The sequence below is a fragment of the Kitasatospora sp. NPDC032757 genome, assembly GCF_055579305.1.
This window is the reverse complement of sequence record NZ_JBVINN010000004.1, coordinates 393259-409786: the sequence shown is the minus strand read 5'-3', so window position 1 is coordinate 409786 and position 16528 is coordinate 393259. Positions and strand designations below refer to the sequence as shown.

10 protein-coding genes are annotated in these 16528 nt (G+C 72.6%); 8 read left to right on the top strand and 2 right to left on the bottom strand.

What is annotated here, in order from left to right:
* The first annotated feature begins 497 nt into the window (after positions 1 to 497).
* The 8 genes from ACZ5WK_RS09460 (at position 498) to pyk (ending at position 14374) form a co-directional block, all read left to right on the top strand.
* Positions 498 to 2453: an alpha-1,4-glucan--maltose-1-phosphate maltosyltransferase gene (locus tag ACZ5WK_RS09460; protein WP_465546610.1), complete on the top strand. Its 1956-nt coding sequence runs from the start codon at positions 498 to 500 to the stop codon at positions 2451 to 2453.
* Entirely contained in the window at positions 2450 to 4174 is a 1725-nt protein-coding gene (gene treS, locus ACZ5WK_RS09455) for a maltose alpha-D-glucosyltransferase (RefSeq protein ID WP_396320892.1), read from the top strand. Before ACZ5WK_RS09460 ends, treS begins: the two co-directional genes overlap by 4 nt.
* A 267-nt stretch (positions 4175 to 4441) precedes the next feature.
* On the top strand, positions 4442 to 5929 hold the full coding sequence (locus ACZ5WK_RS09450) for a maltokinase N-terminal cap-like domain-containing protein (protein ID WP_465546502.1): 1488 nt from the start codon (positions 4442 to 4444) through the stop codon (positions 5927 to 5929).
* A 214-nt stretch (positions 5930 to 6143) separates the two neighbouring features.
* Positions 6144 to 8543 (top strand): 1,4-alpha-glucan branching enzyme, encoded by a 2400-nt coding sequence (glgB, locus tag ACZ5WK_RS09445; RefSeq protein ID WP_465546500.1) that lies wholly within the window; start codon positions 6144 to 6146, stop codon positions 8541 to 8543.
* Positions 8544 to 8657: 114 nt separating this feature from the next.
* The gene (locus tag ACZ5WK_RS09440; protein WP_465546498.1) at positions 8658 to 9329 is read left to right on the top strand and encodes a hypothetical protein; all 672 of its coding nucleotides are present in this window, start codon (positions 8658 to 8660) and stop codon (positions 9327 to 9329) included.
* Positions 9330 to 9468: 139 nt separating this feature from the next.
* Positions 9469 to 11631: a phosphate acetyltransferase gene (gene pta, locus ACZ5WK_RS09435; protein ID WP_465546496.1), complete on the top strand. Its 2163-nt coding sequence runs from the start codon at positions 9469 to 9471 to the stop codon at positions 11629 to 11631.
* Entirely contained in the window at positions 11624 to 12838 is a 1215-nt protein-coding gene (locus ACZ5WK_RS09430; protein ID WP_465546494.1) for an acetate kinase, read from the top strand. Before pta ends, ACZ5WK_RS09430 begins: the two co-directional genes overlap by 8 nt.
* A 108-nt stretch (positions 12839 to 12946) precedes the next feature.
* A complete protein-coding gene (gene pyk, locus ACZ5WK_RS09425; RefSeq protein ID WP_396320882.1) occupies positions 12947 to 14374 on the top strand; it encodes a pyruvate kinase in 1428 nt (475 codons plus the stop codon).
* A 71-nt stretch (positions 14375 to 14445) separates the two neighbouring features.
* Here pyk and ACZ5WK_RS09420 read toward each other — a convergent pair whose 3' ends face one another.
* Positions 14446 to 15897 carry a hypothetical protein gene (locus tag ACZ5WK_RS09420; protein WP_465546492.1) on the bottom strand — a complete coding sequence of 484 codons (1452 nt, stop codon included), beginning with the start codon at positions 15895 to 15897 and terminating at the stop codon, positions 14446 to 14448.
* Positions 15894 to 16526: a DUF6114 domain-containing protein gene (locus ACZ5WK_RS09415; RefSeq protein ID WP_465546491.1), complete on the bottom strand. Its 633-nt coding sequence runs from the start codon at positions 16524 to 16526 to the stop codon at positions 15894 to 15896. Before ACZ5WK_RS09415 ends, ACZ5WK_RS09420 begins: the two co-directional genes overlap by 4 nt.
* Between the last annotated feature and the right edge of the window lie 2 nt (positions 16527 to 16528).

Genomic DNA, 16528 nt, shown 5'->3' with positions numbered 1-16528 from the left:
GGCCCGTGCGGCCCGCGGGAGCTGCCGCCGATCTCGGGCAGGAGCTTGGCATGCACGGCGACACGCGGGACCAGTCCACACCGGTGGCCGACACCCTCGACGCAGCGGTCGCGGAATCCGCCGGACGGATGGATTCTGACACCCGGACAGACGCGCCGATGCCGGCGCCCCGGGGTACCCGGGCTATCCGTACGGAGCAGCCGACCGAACCGGCCCGACAACCCGGGGCCGAGGAGAGCCGGCCCGCGGCACCGCGCAAGCGCACCACCACCCGGCGCAGCGCCACCGCGACCACGGCCGCCACCGCGAAGGCCGGCACCGGGGACGCCGCCGGCGAGGCCACCGCCACCACGAAGGCCGGCGCCGGGGCCGGCCCCGCCGAGGCCGCCACCGCACCCCGCAAGGCGCCCGCCCGACCGGCGGCCGCCCGGAACGCGACCGCTCGGACCGCGACTGCCCGCAAGCCCTCCGCCCGCAAGACGACAGAGAGCGACACCGTGATCGGCCGCATCCCCGTCCTGGACGTCCGCCCCCTCGTAGACGCCGGCCGCCGCCCGGCCAAGGCCGTGACCGGCGAGACCTTCCTGGTCACCGCCACGGTGTTCCGCGAGGGCCACGACGCGGTGAACGCCAACGTGGTCCTGCGCGACCCGCGCGGCCGCAGCGGCCCGTGGACACCGATGCGCGAACTCGCCGAGGGCACCGACCGCTGGGGCGCGTACGTCACCCCGACCGCGCCCGGCCGCTGGTCCTACCTGGTGGAGGCGTGGAGCGACCCGCTGGCCACCTGGCGGAAGACCGCCTCGGTGAAGCTGCCCGCCGGGATCGACACCGCGCTGGTGCTGGAGGAGGGCGCGCTGCTGCTGGAGCGGGCCGCCGGCGGCGTGCCGAAGAAGGAGGGCCGGGCGCACATCCTGACCGCGGTGGACGCGTTGCGCGACACCGGCCTGCCGCCGCTCTCCCGGCTGGCCGCCGCACTCGCCCCCGAGGTGCTGGACCTGCTGCGCCGCTACCCGCTGCGCGAACTGGTGAGCGCCTCCCGCCCGCTGCCGCTCCAGGTGGACCGCGAGCGGGCCCTGTACGGCTCCTGGTACGAGTTCTTCCCCCGCTCGGAGGGCGCGGTGGTGGACCCGTCCGGCGTGGAGCCGCCGCGCTCGGGCACCCTGCGCACCGCCGCCGAGCGGCTGCCGGCCGTCGCCGCGATGGGCTTCGACGTGGTCTACCTGCCGCCGGTCCACCCGATCGGCCGGGCCTACCGCAAGGGCCCGGACAACACCCTGACGGCCGGCCCGCACGACGTCGGCTCGCCGTGGGCGATCGGCTCGCCGGAGGGCGGGCACGACGCCGTCCACCCGGACCTCGGCACCATCGAGGACTTCGACCACTTCGTCGCCGAGGCCGAGGCGCTGCACCTGGAGGTGGCGCTGGACTTCGCGCTGCAGTGTTCACCGGACCACCCGTGGGTGAACAAGCACCCGGAATGGTTCAGCCACCGCGCCGACGGCTCCATCGCCTACGCCGAGAACCCGCCGAAGAAGTACCAGGACATCTATCCGATCAACTTCGACCAGGACATGGACGGAATCGTCAAGGAAACCATCCGCGTCCTCCGGTTCTGGATGTCCCACGGGGTGCGGATCTTCCGGGTCGACAACCCGCACACCAAGCCGGTGCTGTTCTGGGAGAAGGTGCTGGCCGACATCGCCCGCACCGACCCCGATGTCGTGTTCCTGGCAGAGGCGTTCACCCGCCCCGCGATGATGCAGACCCTGGGGAAGATCGGTTTCCACCAGTCGTACACGTACTTCACCTGGCGCACCACCAAGCAGGAACTCACCGACTACCTCACCGAACTCAGTGGTGACACCGCTGCCTACATGCGGCCCAACTTCTTCGCCAACACACCGGACATCCTGCACGCCTACCTGCAGACCGGCGGCCGGGCCGCGTTCGCGATCCGCGCCGTCCTGGCCGCCACCCTCTCCCCCAGCTACGGCGTCTACGCCGGCTACGAGCTGTTCGAGAACGAGCCGGCCCACCCGGGCTCCGAGGAGTACCTGCACTCGGAGAAGTACGAGCTGCGCCCGCGCGACTGGAGCCGCACCGACTCCCTGGCCCCGCTGCTCACCGTGCTGAACCGGCTCCGCCGCCGGCACCCCGCCCTCCAGCAGCTGCGCGGCCTGCGCTTCCACCCCACCGACAACGACCAGGTGCTCGCCTTCTCCAAGACCGCCACCACGGCCGACGGCCTCACCGACCACGTCGTCACGGTGGTCAACCTGGACCCGCACCACGCCCAGGAGGCCACCGTCACCCTCGACGGCGACGGGCCCTTCGCGGTGCACGACGAACTCACCGGCGCCGCCTACACCTGGGGCCGGCACAACTACGTCCGGCTCGATCCCTCAGCCGAGCCGGCTCACCTCCTCACGGTTCGGAGGAACCCAGCGTGACAGTGAACGAGCCCGTCCCCGACACCTTCCCCGAGACCTCGAAGAAGAACCTTGACCCCGAGTGGTTCAAGCGTGCGGTCTTCTACGAGGTGCTGGTGCGGTCCTTCCAGGACAGCAACGGCGACGGGATCGGGGACCTCAGGGGGCTCACGTCCAAGCTCGACTACCTCCAGTGGCTCGGGGTCGACTGCCTCTGGCTGCCGCCGTTCTTCGCCTCCCCCCTGCGCGACGGCGGGTACGACGTGGCCGACTACAAGTCGGTGCTTCCGGAGTTCGGCGACCTCGCCGACTTCATGGAGTTCGTGGACGCCGCGCACGCCCGCGGCATGCGCGTGATCATCGACTTCGTCATGAACCACACCAGCGACCAGCACCCGTGGTTCCAGGCCTCCCGGGAGGACCCGGACGGCCCGTACGGCGACTTCTACATGTGGGCCGACGACGACAAGCAGTACCCCGACGCCCGGATCATCTTCGTCGACACCGAGACCTCCAACTGGACGTACGACCCGGTGCGCAAGCAGTACTACTGGCACCGCTTCTTCTCCCACCAGCCGGACCTCAACTACGACAACCCCCGGGTCCAGGACGAGATGATCGCCGGGCTCCGGTTCTGGCTCGACCTCGGCATCGACGGCTTCCGACTGGACGCCGTGCCGTACCTCTTCGCCCGCGAGGGCACCAACTGCGAGAACCTGCCGGAGACGCACGAGTTCCTCCAGCGGGTCCGCAAGGAGATCGACGCCGACTACCCCGACACCGTGCTGCTCGCCGAGGCCAACCAGTGGCCGGAGGACGTCGTCGACTACTTCGGCGACTTCTCCTCCGGCGGCGACGAGTGCCACATGGCGTTCCACTTCCCGGTGATGCCGCGGATCTTCATGGCCGTGCGCCGGGAGTCCCGCTACCCGGTGTCGGAGATCCTCGCCAAGACGCCGCGCATCCCGCACGGCTGCCAGTGGGGCATCTTCCTGCGCAACCACGACGAGCTGACCCTGGAGATGGTCACCGACGAGGAGCGCGACTACATGTACGCGGAGTACGCCAAGGACCCCCGGATGCGCGCCAACGTGGGCATCCGCCGCCGGCTGGCCCCGCTGCTGGAGAACGACCGCAACCAGATCGAGCTGTTCACCGCGCTGCTGCTCTCCCTCCCCGGCTCGCCGGTGCTCTACTACGGGGACGAGATCGGCATGGGCGACAACATCTGGCTGGGCGACCGGGACGGCGTGCGCACGCCGATGCAGTGGACCCCGGACCGCAACGCGGGTTTCTCCTCCGCCGACCCGGGCAGGCTCAGTCTGCCGCCCATCATGGATCCGGTGTACGGCTATCAGGTGACCAACGTCGAAGCGCAGCAGAGCAGTTCGAGTTCACTGCTGCACTGGACGCGTCGCATGATCGAGATCCGCAAGCTCAACCCGGCCTTCGGCCTGGGCACGTACACCGAACTGCCCTCCAGCAACCCCGCGGTGCTGGCCTTCGTGCGCGAGCACGAGGGGGACCTGGTCATGTGCGTGAACAACTTCTCGCGGTTCGCGCAGCCGACCGAGCTGGACCTGCGGCAGTACGGCGGACGGTACCCGGTCGAGCTGATCGGCGGGGTGCGCTTCCCCTCGATCGGCGAGTGGCCGTACCTGCTCACCCTCGCCGGCCACGGCTTCTACTGGTTCCAGCTCCGCCAGCCCCCGCGACTGAGCGGGACCAGGCGATCGAAGTAACGATCCGCCGGACCTCGCACTCCGGCACCCCGGCACACCGGCGCCACCCGCACCACCAAACCCTCCGGGGGCGCGAGTTGAACCCCCCGCGCCCCCGGAGGTCTCTGCACCACCGCGTACGGAGAACAGCCCAACGGCCACCCACACGAAGGCGTGACACCTGAGCACCGCTCGCGTGCCGTCGCCGCCGCGCCGCCGAAATCCGGAAGACTGACGGACCCGGCCAGACCCGTCGGGCAGTCCGCCCGCTTCCGGGGAAAGGGAGTCATGTCCGAAACCTCCCGTTCTCAAGCCCATGTGCACCGCGACACCCCCGCCGGCCCCGCGCCGGTGGGCACCCGCGGTACCGGGGCCCGGAGAACCGCTCTGGGGGTCAGCGAGCTCGTCCAGGCAGCCCTGCCGCTGATCGCCGAGTGGCTCCCCACCCAGCGCTGGTACGCCGGAAAGGGACGGCCCATCACCGGCCTCACCCCGGTGGTCGGCACCCCGCTCCAGGTCGGCGACCCGGCCCTGCTCCACCTGCTGCTGCGGGTCGAGCACGCCACCACCGCCGGCGCGCCGCAGGGGGACATCTACCAGCTGCTGCTCGGCATCCGCTCCCAGGGCCCCGCCGGCATCGAGCCCACCGCGGTGCTCGGCCGGCTCACCCAGGGCCCCTACGACGGCGCGGCGCTCTACGACGCGGTGCACGACCCCGAGCTGACCGGGCGGCTGCTCGAACACCTGGCCACCGGCGACCGGTTCGGCTCGCTGTCGTTCCGCCGCACCCCCGGCTCCGGACTGCCCGCCAGCCTGCCCGGGCGCGCCTCCACCGCTGAGCAGTCCAACAGCTCGGTCATCTACGGCACCTCGTACATTCTCAAGCTGTTCCGCCGCATCCACCCCGGCACCAACCCCGACCTGGAGCTCTCGCTGGCCCTCTCCCGGGCCGGCTCCACCCGGATCCCCCGCGTCGCCGCCTGGTTCGAGAGCCGGCTGGAACGCGCCGAACCGGCCACCCTCGGACTGCTCCAGCGCTACCTGCCGGAGGCCGAGGACGGCTGGGAGCTGGCACTCGACCAGGTCGGCCGGCTCAAGGGCGACCCGTCGCCCGGCAACTTCGCCATCGAGGCGCACCGGCTCGGCCGGGCCACCGCCGAGGTGCACCGGGTGCTGGCCCGCTCGATGCCGGTCGCCCGGCTGGACCGCACCCAGACCCGGCAGCTGGCCACCGCAATGGCCGAGCGGCTCGACAGCGCGGTGGCCGTCGTCCCCGGGCTGATGCGCTACCGCGCCGCGCTGCGCACCGCCTTCCAGCAGCTCGCCGACGCCCACCCGGACGGCATGCCGGTCCAGCGGATCCACGGCGACCTGCACCTCGGCCAGGCCATGCGCACCCCGCACGGCTGGGTGCTGCTGGACTTCGAGGGCGAGCCCGCCAAGTCCGTCGCCGAGCGGCGCGAGCCGCAGACCGCGCTGCGGGACGTCGCCGCGATGCTCCGGTCCTTCGACTACGCCGCCGCCCACCTGCTGGCCGGCGGCCCGCACGACCCGGAGCTGGCCCACCTGGCCGCCGCCTGGGCGCAGCGCAACCGCACCGCGTTCTGCGCCGGCTACACCGCCGGAGGGGGCACCGACCCGGCCGCCTCGCCGGAGCTGATGCGCGCGCTGGAGATCGACAAGGCGGTCTACGAGGTGGTGTACGAGGCCCGGCACCGGCCCGGCTGGCTGCCGATCCCGCTCGCCGCGATCAACCGGCTCGCCCTCACCGTCTGACCTCCCGCCCCGCCGCCGACCCGCTCCCTCCCCGCCGATCCGCCGTTGCCCACCTGCTCCGTTGCCCACCTGCTCCCCGCCGACCCGCCGCCGACCCGCTCCGCCCTGCCCCGTTCCCGCCCCGCTCCCGCCCTGCCCCGCTCCCGCACCCGGAGCGGACCCACCCCGCCGCCGACGTTCCCGCGGCCACCCCGATTCCGCAGGAGGACCAGCCGTGACGCCGCTCGACCCGCCCGGCCGCACCACCCGCAACGTGCCCGCCACCTTCCTGGCGGACGCGGACTCCCCCCAGCGCGAGCCCGCGGCGCCCCGACGGGCCGAGCCGCGCGCGGCGGCGCACCCCGCCCCTACCCCCTCGCCGGACGATGCGCCCGGCGGTGCGCCGAGCAGCGTGCCCGGCGGCGTCCTGCGGCTGCCCGAGGCGCCGCTGCCGCCCTCCGAGGTGGACCGGCTGGTCGGCGGGCAGCACCACGACCCGCACGCCCTCCTCGGGGCCCACCCGGTGCACGGCGGCACCGCGATCCGGGTGCTGCGCCCGTTCGCCGAGCGCGTCGTCGTGGAGACCGCGCACGGCCCGGCCGAACTCACCCACCAGCAGGGCGGCCTCTTCACCGGCCTGCTGGCCGGCGCCGAGCTCTACCAGTGCGGCCCGGCCGACTACCGGCTCCTGGTGACGTACGCCGGCGGCGAGCCGATCGCCCAGTACGACGGCTACCGCATCCCGCCCACCCTCGGCGAGCTGGACCTCCACCTGATCTCCGAGGGCCGGCACGAGCAGCTCTGGCGGGCGCTCGGCTCGCACGTGCGCATCGTCGAAGGCGTGCACGGCACCGCCTTCGCGGTCTGGGCGCCGAACGCGGCCGGCGTCCGGCTGATCGGGGACTTCAACCACTGGGACGGCACCGGGCACCCGATGCGCTCGCTCGGCTCCTCCGGCATCTGGGAGCTGTTCGTGCCGGGCCTGGCCGAGGGCACCCAGTACAAGTACGAGATCCACACCCGGCAGGGCTGGGTGCTCGACAAGGCCGACCCGCTCGCCCGGGCCGCCCAGTGCCCGCCCGGCACCGCCTCGGTGGTCACCTCCTCCTCGTACTGCTGGGAGGACGGCGACTGGATGGCCCGCCGGGCCCGCGCCGCACACCACCGGGCGCCGATGTCGGTGTACGAGCTGCACCTGCCGTCCTGGCGGCCCGACCTCACCTCCTACCGTGCGATCGCCGAGGAACTCCCCGGCTACCTCAAGGAGTTGAACTTCACCCACGTGGAGCTCATGCCGGTCATGGAGCACCCGTTCGGTGGCTCCTGGGGCTACCAGGTCTCCGGCTACTACGCCCCCACCGCCCGGCTCGGCGGCCCCGACGACTTCCGGTACCTGGTGGACACCCTGCACCGGCACGGCATCGGCGTCATCGTCGACTGGGTGCCCGCGCACTTCCCCAAGGACGACTTCGCCCTCGCCCGCTTCGACGGCGAGCCGCTGTACGAGCCCGCCGACCCGCTGCGCGCCGAACACCCCGACTGGGGCACCCTGGAGTTCGACTACGGCCGCACGGAGGTGCGCAACTTCCTGGTCGCCAACGCCGTGTACTGGTGCGAGGAGTTCCACATCGACGGCCTGCGGGTGGACGCCGTCGCCTCGATGCTCTACCTCGACTACTCCCGCGAGGGCGGCGAGTGGACGCCCAACCAGTACGGCGGCCGGGAGAACCTGGACGCCGCCGCGTTCCTCCAGGAGATGAACGCCACCGTCTACCGCCGCTGCCCCGGCGTCGTCACCATCGCCGAGGAGTCCACCGCGTGGGACGGCGTCACCCGGCCCACCGACAGCGGTGGCCTCGGCTTCGGGCTGAAGTGGAACATGGGCTGGATGCACGACTCGCTGGTCTACATGTCCAAGGAGCCGGTGCACCGCAAGTACCACCACAACGAGATCACCTTCTCGATGGTGTACGCCTACTCGGAGAACTACGTCCTGCCGATCTCGCACGACGAGGTGGTGCACGGCAAGCAGGCGCTGGTCGCCAAGATGCCCGGCGACTGGTGGCAGCAGCGCGCCAACCACCGCGCCTACCTCGGCTTCATGTGGGCCCACCCCGGCAAGCAACTCCTCTTCATGGGGCAGGAGTTCGCCGAGGGCGCCGAGTGGGACCACGAGCACGGCCCGCAGTGGTGGGTCCTCGACAAGGAGTGGCCGGCCGCCGGCGACCACCTCGGCGTCCGCCGCCTCGTCCGCGACCTCAACCGGCAGTACCTCGACGCGCCCGCGCTCTGGGAGCTGGACACCACCCCCGACGGCTTCCGCTGGCTCGACGGCGGCGCCGCCGAGGACAACCTGCTCTCGTTCGTCCGCTACGCCGCCGACGGCACCCCGCTGGTCGCGGTCTGCAACTTCTCCCCCGTCGTCCGCCACGGCCACCGGGTCGGCCTGCCCGCCCTCGACGGCCGCGAACAGCTCTGGGAGGAGGTGCTCAACACCGACGCCGAGACCTACGGCGGCGCCGGCATCGGCAACTCCCGCCCGGTGAAGGCCGAGCCCGTCGAGTGGAACGGCCAGCCCCGCAGCGCCGAACTGATCCTCCCCCCGCTCGCCACCCTCTGGCTCCGCCCGGCCTGACCGGCCCGACCGGCGCCGCGGCACACCGGTCGTGGCCGGACCATTGCGTCCGGCCACGGCCGCCCCTAGGCTCCCCGCCCGAGACTGATCATCAGCAGGCGGGGGGCCTTGCGCGTGTTCACGGTTCTGGGGTGGGTCTACGTCCTGCTGCCGCTCGTCTGCTGGGCGGTGCTGACGCGTACCCGGGTGGTCGGGGTGGCGGTCCTCACCGTCCTGGCAGGGCTTGCGACCGTGCTCGTCGGCCTGGAGTACGAGTGGTTCTTCAGCCGCGCCACAGCCGAGGCGGAGGCCGGGTACCCGTACGCGGCGGCCCTGGTGATCGCGGTGGGCGCGCTGGCCGAACGGCTGCTGCGCGGGCCGCGGCCGAAGGACCATGCCCACCACCGCGAGGCTGCCGCGTCCATCGCGCTCACCGCCCAGGCGCTGATCGGGGCCGTCATCGCCTTCCTCTACTCGGCGGCACAGTTCGAGCCGTTCTCCCCGAGCCTGGCCGAACTCCGACTACCTCCCGGTCTGACCATCGAGAGCGACTCCGGCCCCGACCGCAGCTGCAGCCTGCACGCCTGCATCCGGGACCTCTCCATCGGCAGCACCGAAGGCCTACCGGCCGCCGAGATCGCCCGCCGGCTGCGCGCCGGGCTCGCCGCCGACGGCTGGACGGCGGGCCCGAGGAACAGCCTGTGCCACCCGCACGGCTGGCTTCTGGACAAACGCGTGACCGAGCTCTACATCACCGAGCGCCCGGAGGCCGTCACGGTGGAGTTCGACGGCCCGGACAACACCTGATCCCGGCCTCCGGCCCCGCCCCACGGTGACCTTCGTCCCTTGCCCCCGGCGGTCGGCTCTGCTCGCGAACGGGCGTTCGCGATGCGAAGGTATGGTCGACATGACCACTGTCTGAGACAACGGGACGGAGACAGCCGCCGTGGCGCGCAGCGTGTACGTGACCGGGATCAACCGGGGGGACGGCCGGCAGGCGGTCGAACTCGGGGTCATGGAACTGCTCACCCGCCAGGTGGACCGGGTCGGGGTGTTCCGCCCGCTGGTGCACGCGCACGCGCCCGGCGAAGCGGGCTCGGACCACGTGGTCGAGCTGCTCCGCACCCGCTACCGGCTGGACCTGCCGCCGGCCGGGCTGTACGGGCTCACCTACGAGGAGGCGGCCGCGCTCCAGGCCGCCCACGGGCAGGACGAGCTGGTCTCCACCCTGGTCGACCGGTTCCGCGCACTGGAGCGGCGCTGCCAGGCCGTGCTGGTGCTGGGCACGGACTTCGCGGACACCAACATCCCGGACGAGCTGGCCTTCAACGCCCGGCTCGCCAACGAGTTCGGCGCCGCCGTCATCCCGGTGGTCGGCGGGCACGCCGAGGACGCCAAGGCCGTGATCGCCGAGGTCCGCAACGCCCACCGCGCGTACACCGACCTCGGCTGCGAGACCCTGGCGATGATCGCCAACCGGGTCGCCCCCGGCGCCAAGCAGCCGATCCAGCGCACGCTCACCGAGAAGCTGCCGATCCCCGCGTACGTGATCCCCGAGGAGCCGGCGCTGGCCGCGCCGACCGTCGCGCAGCTGGTCGAGGCCACCGGCGCGGAGGTGCTCATCGGCGACGCGGCCGGCCTGGCCCGGGACGTCCGCGGCTTCGTCTTCGGCGGCGCCATGCTGCCGACCTTCCTGGACGCGCTGACCGAAGGCGCCCTGGTCGTCACCCCCGGGGACCGCGCCGACCTGGTGATCGGCTCGCTGGCCGCGCACGCCGCCGGCGCCCCGCCGATCGCCGGCGTGCTGCTGACGCTCGGCCAGCACCCCGGCCCGAACGTGATGGCGCTGGCCGCCCGGCTCGCCCCCGGTACCCCCGTCGCGGTCGTCCCCGAGGGCAGCTGGATCACCGCCGCCGCCCTCACCCACCTGGAGGGAAAGCTCTCCGCGGCCAGCCCGAGAAAGGCCGAGATCGCCCTCGGCCTCTTCGAACTGCACGTGGACACCGCCGAGTTGACCACCCGGATCGAGGTCGGCCGGTCCGAGCGGGTGACCCCGATGATGTTCGAGCACGAGCTGCTGGAGCGGGCCCGATCGGCACGTCGGCACGTCGTCCTGCCCGAGGGCACCGAGGAGCGGGTGCTGCGGGCCGCAGAGATCCTGCTCCGCCGCAACATCTGCGACCTCACCCTGCTCGGCGAGGTGGACGCCGTCCGCCGCAAGGCCGCCGCGCTCGGCATCGGCCTCCCCGCGGAGGGGGCACCTCCCGGCCGCCGGGCCGGGGGAGACCCGGCCGCCGACCGCGCCCAGGTCCGGATCGTCGACCCGGCCACCAGCCCGCTGCGCCGCCAGTTCGCCGAGCTGTACGCCCGGCTGCGCGCGCACAAGGGCATGACCGTCGAGCTGGCGCTGGACGTGGTGACCGACGTCAGCTACTTCGGCACCCTGATGGTCCAGGAGGGCATCGCCGACGGCATGGTCTCCGGCGCGGTGCACTCCACCGCCGCGACCATCCGGCCCGCCTTCGAGGTGATCAAGACCTCGCCGGGCGCGGCCATCGTGTCGAGCGTCTTCTTCATGTGCCTGGCCGACCGGGTGCTGGTCTACGGCGACTGCGCGGTCAACCCCGACCCGGACGCCCAGCAGCTGGCCGACATCGCCATCCAGTCCGCCGCCACCGCCGCCCAGTTCGGCGTCGAGCCGCGGGTCGCGATGCTCTCCTACTCGACCGGCACCTCGGGCTCCGGCGCGGACGTCGACAAGGTCCGCAAGGCCACCGAGATCGTCCGCCGGCTGCGGCCGGACATCCTGGTCGAGGGCCCGATCCAGTACGACGCGGCGGTGGACACGCACGTGGCGGCCACCAAGCTGCCCGGCTCGCCGGTGGCCGGCCGGGCCACCGTGCTGATCTTCCCGGACCTCAACACCGGCAACAACACGTACAAGGCGGTCCAGCGCTCGGCCGGCGCGGTGGCGGTCGGCCCGGTCCTCCAGGGCCTGCGCAAGCCCGTCAACGACCTGTCGCGCGGCGCGCTGGTCGAGGACATCGTCAACACGGTCGCGATCACCGCCATCCAGTCGCAGGAGCGCAAGGAGTCCAACGGTGAGTGAAGGCACGCGTGTTCTCGTCCTGAACGCCGGCTCGTCGTCGGTGAAGTACCAGCTGATCGACATGCTGGACGGCGCCCGGCTCGCCTCCGGCCTGGTCGAGCGGATCGGCGAGGCGGGCGGCCGGCTGCTGCACACCCCGCGCGCCGGCGAGAGGCGGGAGTCCGCCCAGGTCTTCCCCGACCACTCCGCCGCCCTGAAGGCCGTCGCCGAGGAGCTGGCCGCCGACGGCGTCGGGCTGGACTCCCCCGAGCTGGCGGCGATCGGCCACCGGGTGGTCCACGGCGGCCTGCGGTTCACCGAACCGACCGTGATCACCGACGAGGTGCTCCGGGAGATCCGCCGGCTGATCCCGGTCGCCCCGCTGCACAACCCGGCGAACATCACCGGCATCGAGGTGGCCCGCGCGCTGCGCCCGGACCTGCCGCAGGTGGCCGTCTTCGACACCGCCTTCCACGCCTCCATGCCGGAGTACGCGGCCCGGTACGCCATGGACAGGGCCGTCGCGGACGAGCACCGGGTGCGCCGCTACGGCTTCCACGGCACCTCGCACCAGTACGTCTCGCGGGCCACCGCCCGGCTGCTCGGCAAGGACCCGGCCGAGGTCAACGTGATCGTGCTGCACCTGGGCAACGGCGCCTCCGCCTCGGCGGTCGCCGGCGGCCGGTGCGTGGAGACCTCGATGGGCCTCACTCCGCTGGAAGGCCTCGTCATGGGCACTCGTTCGGGTGACATCGACGCGGGCGTGGTGTTCCACCTGCACCGGGTCGGCGGCCTCTCGATCGACGAGATCGACAGCCTGCTCAACCGCCGCAGCGGCCTGCTGGGCCTGTGCGGCGACAACGACATGCGCGAGATCATGCGCCGCGCGGAGGAGGGCGACGCCGACGCGCGGCTGGCGTTCGACACGTACATCCACCGGCTGCGCAAGTACATCGGCGGCTACTACGCGATCCTGGGCCGGGTGGACGCGATCGCCTTCACGGCGGGTGTCGGCGAGAACGCGGCGCCGGTGCGGGCGGCGGCCACCGCCGGACTGGAGGAGCTGGGCATCGCGGTGGACCCCGAGCTGAACCCGGTGCGCTCCGGCGAGGCGCGGATCATCTCGCCCGCGTACTCCCGGGTGGCGGTCGCCGTGGTGCCCACCGACGAGGAGCTGGAGATCGCGCGACAGGCCTTCGCCCTGGTGCACCGGCAGCCCGGCCGGTGAAGTCCGGGTACTGACACCCCGTCGTCTCGGTCCTCGGGATCCTTCGTCGGCGATTCCTCACGTTTCGTGCCGAATGCACCTATAACACGAACGGATAGACTGATCGATATGCGCCGAGCGAAAATTGTCTGCACCCTGGGTCCCGCGACGGACTCCTACGAACAGCTGAAGGCCATCGTCGAGGCGGGCATGAACGTCGCCCGACTGAACATGAGCCACGGCACCCACGCGGACCACGAGGAGCGGTACCGCAAGGTCCGCCAGGTCTCGGAGGACACCGGCAAGGCCATCGGCGTCCTGGCCGACCTCCAGGGTCCCAAGATCCGTCTGGCGACCTTCGCCAACGGCCCGGTGACCGTCGACAACGGCGACGAGTTCACCATCACCACCGAGGACGTCCCCGGTGACCAGCACATCTGCGGAACCACCTACAAGGGCCTGCCCGGCGACGTCAAGCCCGGCGACCCGATCCTGATCAACGACGGCGTCATCGCCCTGGAGGTCGTCAGCGTCGACGGCCCCCGCGTGAAGACCGTCGTCGTCGAGGGCGGCGTGCTCTCGAACAACAAGGGCATCAACCTGCCCGGCGCGGCCGTGAACGTGCCCGCCCTGTCCGAGAAGGACAAGGACGACCTGCGCTTCGCGCTGGCGCTGGGCGTCGACATGGTCGCCCTCTCCTTCGTCCGCAACGCGGCCGACATCAAGGACGTCCACGCGGTCATGGACGAGGTCGGCATCCGCGTGCCGGTCATCGCCAAGATCGAGAAGCCGCAGGCCGTCGAGGCCATGGAGGAGATCGTCCTCGCCTTCGACGCCATCATGGTGGCCCGCGGCGACCTGGCCGTCGAGTACCCGCTGGAGCGGGTGCCGCTGGTCCAGAAGCAGCTGATCACCCTGGCCCGCCGCAACGCGAAGCCGGTCATCGTCGCCACCCAGATGATGGAGTCGATGATCCACGCCTCGCGCCCGACCCGCGCCGAGGTCTCCGACGTCGCCAACGCCATCCTGGACGGCACCGACGCGGTGATGCTCTCCGCCGAGTCCAGCGTCGGCAAGTACCCGGTCGAGACCGTGCGCACCATGAGCCGGATCGCCGAGAAGGCCGAGGAGGAGCTGCTCTCGCAGGGCCTCCAGCCGCTCAACCCGGGCCGCAAGCCGCGCACCCAGGGCGGTTCCATCGCCCGCGCCGCGTGCGAGCTGGGCGACTTCCTCAACGGCAAGGCCCTGGTCGCGTTCACCAAGTCCGGTGACACCGCGCGCCGGCTCTCCCGGTACCGCTCGCCGATCCCGGTGATCGCGTTCACCCCGGACAACGCCACCCGCAACCAGCTCTCGCTGAGCTGGGGCGTCGAGGCGCACGTCACCGAGCAGGTCGGCTCGACCGACGCGATGGTGGCCCAGGTCGACGGCGAGCTGCTCCGCATCGGCGAGCTGAACGAGGGCGACACCGTCATCGTCACCGCCGGCTCCCCGCCCGGCATCCCCGGCAACACCAACATGGTCCAGGTGCACCACCTGGGCACCCGGAGCGAGTAAGGCCCCGGAAAACGCCCGTGGGGCGGTCCCTCCGTCGAGGAGGTGCCGCCCCACGGGCATGTCCGCCGGGCCTACTTGTTGCCGACGTACGGCTTGTCGTCGTTGTAGAGCTGCATGCCGGGGATCTTCAGCGTGCCGCCGAACTGGCCGGACTGGACCGCGGTGACACCGGTCATCTGCATCCAGAGCGGGATCTCCAGCTTGCCGATCAGGTCGTACAGCCACTGCGGCAGCGGCCCGTCCGGGGTGAGGGTGAGCTCGCCCAGGTCGATCGGGATCGGGATGCCGAGCACCTGGGACAGGTGGCCGGACATCCGCTCGACGTACATCGTGACCGGCCCCTGGCGCATGGTGGAGACCGAGCCGGGCGCGCCCTTCACGTGGAAGGTCTTGCCGTTGCCCTCGAGCGTCGACATGTCGAGGTTCTCGATGTCCACGCTGTCGACCACGAACTTCAGCACGCGCTTGGTGGTGGTCGGCGTCTGGACCTTGACCACGCCCATCAGGACGGCGTGGTTCAGGGTCAGCCGGCTGGTCTGCAGGGTCCAGTTCTGGTCCGGCACCAGGATCGGGTTGTCCGCCCCGCTCCCGGCCGCGAGGCCCTTCATCGGCACCAGGCAGTTCGGGTCGGCACTCGGCGAGGAGGAGCCGGACGGCGTCGCCGAGCCGGACGGCGTGGCCGCACCGGAGGCCTTGGCGCCGGCGGACGGCTTGGCGGCCGTGCTCGCCCGGCCGCTCGCCGGGGCGGCGGCCGACGGGCTCGACGCACCCGACGGGGCGGTCTTGGGCGCCGGGGCTGCGGTGGACGGCGCGGGCGCGGCGGGTGCCTGGGCGCCCGCGGCCGGCGCCTGGGTACCCGCGACCGGGGCGGCCGGGGCCACCGCGCGGTTGCCCGCGGCGGGCGCGGTCGTCGCGGCCGGGGCCTGGCTCGCAGTGCCGGCCGAGGCCGACGGGCTCGGCGAACCGCTCGGGTGGATCAGGTTGGTGATCCCGCCGACGATGTCGCCGATCAGGCCCGCCTGGACCACCCCGCCGGAGGTGCCGGTGGCCGCAGACCGCACGGGGGCACCGGCCGGCGTCGACGCGGGCGCCTGGGCCGGTGTGGTCGCCGCGGTCGTGGGGACGGCCGGGGTCGTCGGGACGGTCGTGGGCGTGCTCGTCGCCGCGGCCGCCGGGCTCTCCGGGAGCGGCACGGACGGACCGGGCAGCGGCGGGGGCAGCTCGCTCTTGGGCACCGGCGTCTCCGCCACGACCGGTGGCTGCGGGGCGGCGTCCGGCGCCGTCGCACACGGCTTGCCGGCGGCGGTCTCGGCGATCGCCGCGTTCGGCGTGTAGGTGGCGGCCATCAGCAGTGCGGTCGGCACCGCGGCCATCGCCAGCGCGCGGCCTCTCAGCCGGACCCGCACCGGCACGCGGCGCGCCGCGTGCCGTCCGGAGCGCTGCTCCGGCAGGGCCGGGCGGTCCTGGTGGCCCTGCTGGTCCGGCTGGCCCTGCTGGTCCGGCTGGCCCTGTGGCGCGGTCACCGGGCCTCCTCGGGGTCGCCGGCGTGCTTCGGGGCGCTGCGCTGGGCCGGGGCCGACGGGCCGCCCTGGCCCGGCACGGCCGGCAGCGGAGCGGTGGCGGCCTCCACGGCGGGGGCGACGGGAGCAATGACCGTGGCCGCTTCGCCCGGGGCCCCGGTGGCGGTGGCCGGCTCGGTGGCGGTCGACTCGGCGGTGGCGACGGCCTCGGCGGCCTCCTCGGGCGGGTTGGGTGCCCAGGCGAGCATCAGCCCGCCGCCGATCAGGCCCGGCAGCAGCGCCATGCCGAAGCCGGACAGGTTGGAGACCGGGATCGAGACCAGCGTCAGCAGCATGGTGGCGACGCCCGCGAAGAAGCGGACGGCCGGCTGGAACCAGGCGGTCAGGCCCAGCACGATCAGCAGGACCCCGATGATCAATGACCCGGCACCGGCCGTGGTCGCCATGGTGACGGTCATGCCGTTCAACGACAGCTTGGCGTAAGGGAAGTACATGATCGGGACGCCGGCGATCATGGCCATGAGGCCGCCCCAGAACGGGCGGGACCGGCGGAAGTGACGGAACACCCGAAGCACCCAGTGGACGGTGTTCTCGTGCTCGGCGGGCCGCAGCTCGGCAAGGGCGCTGGACACGG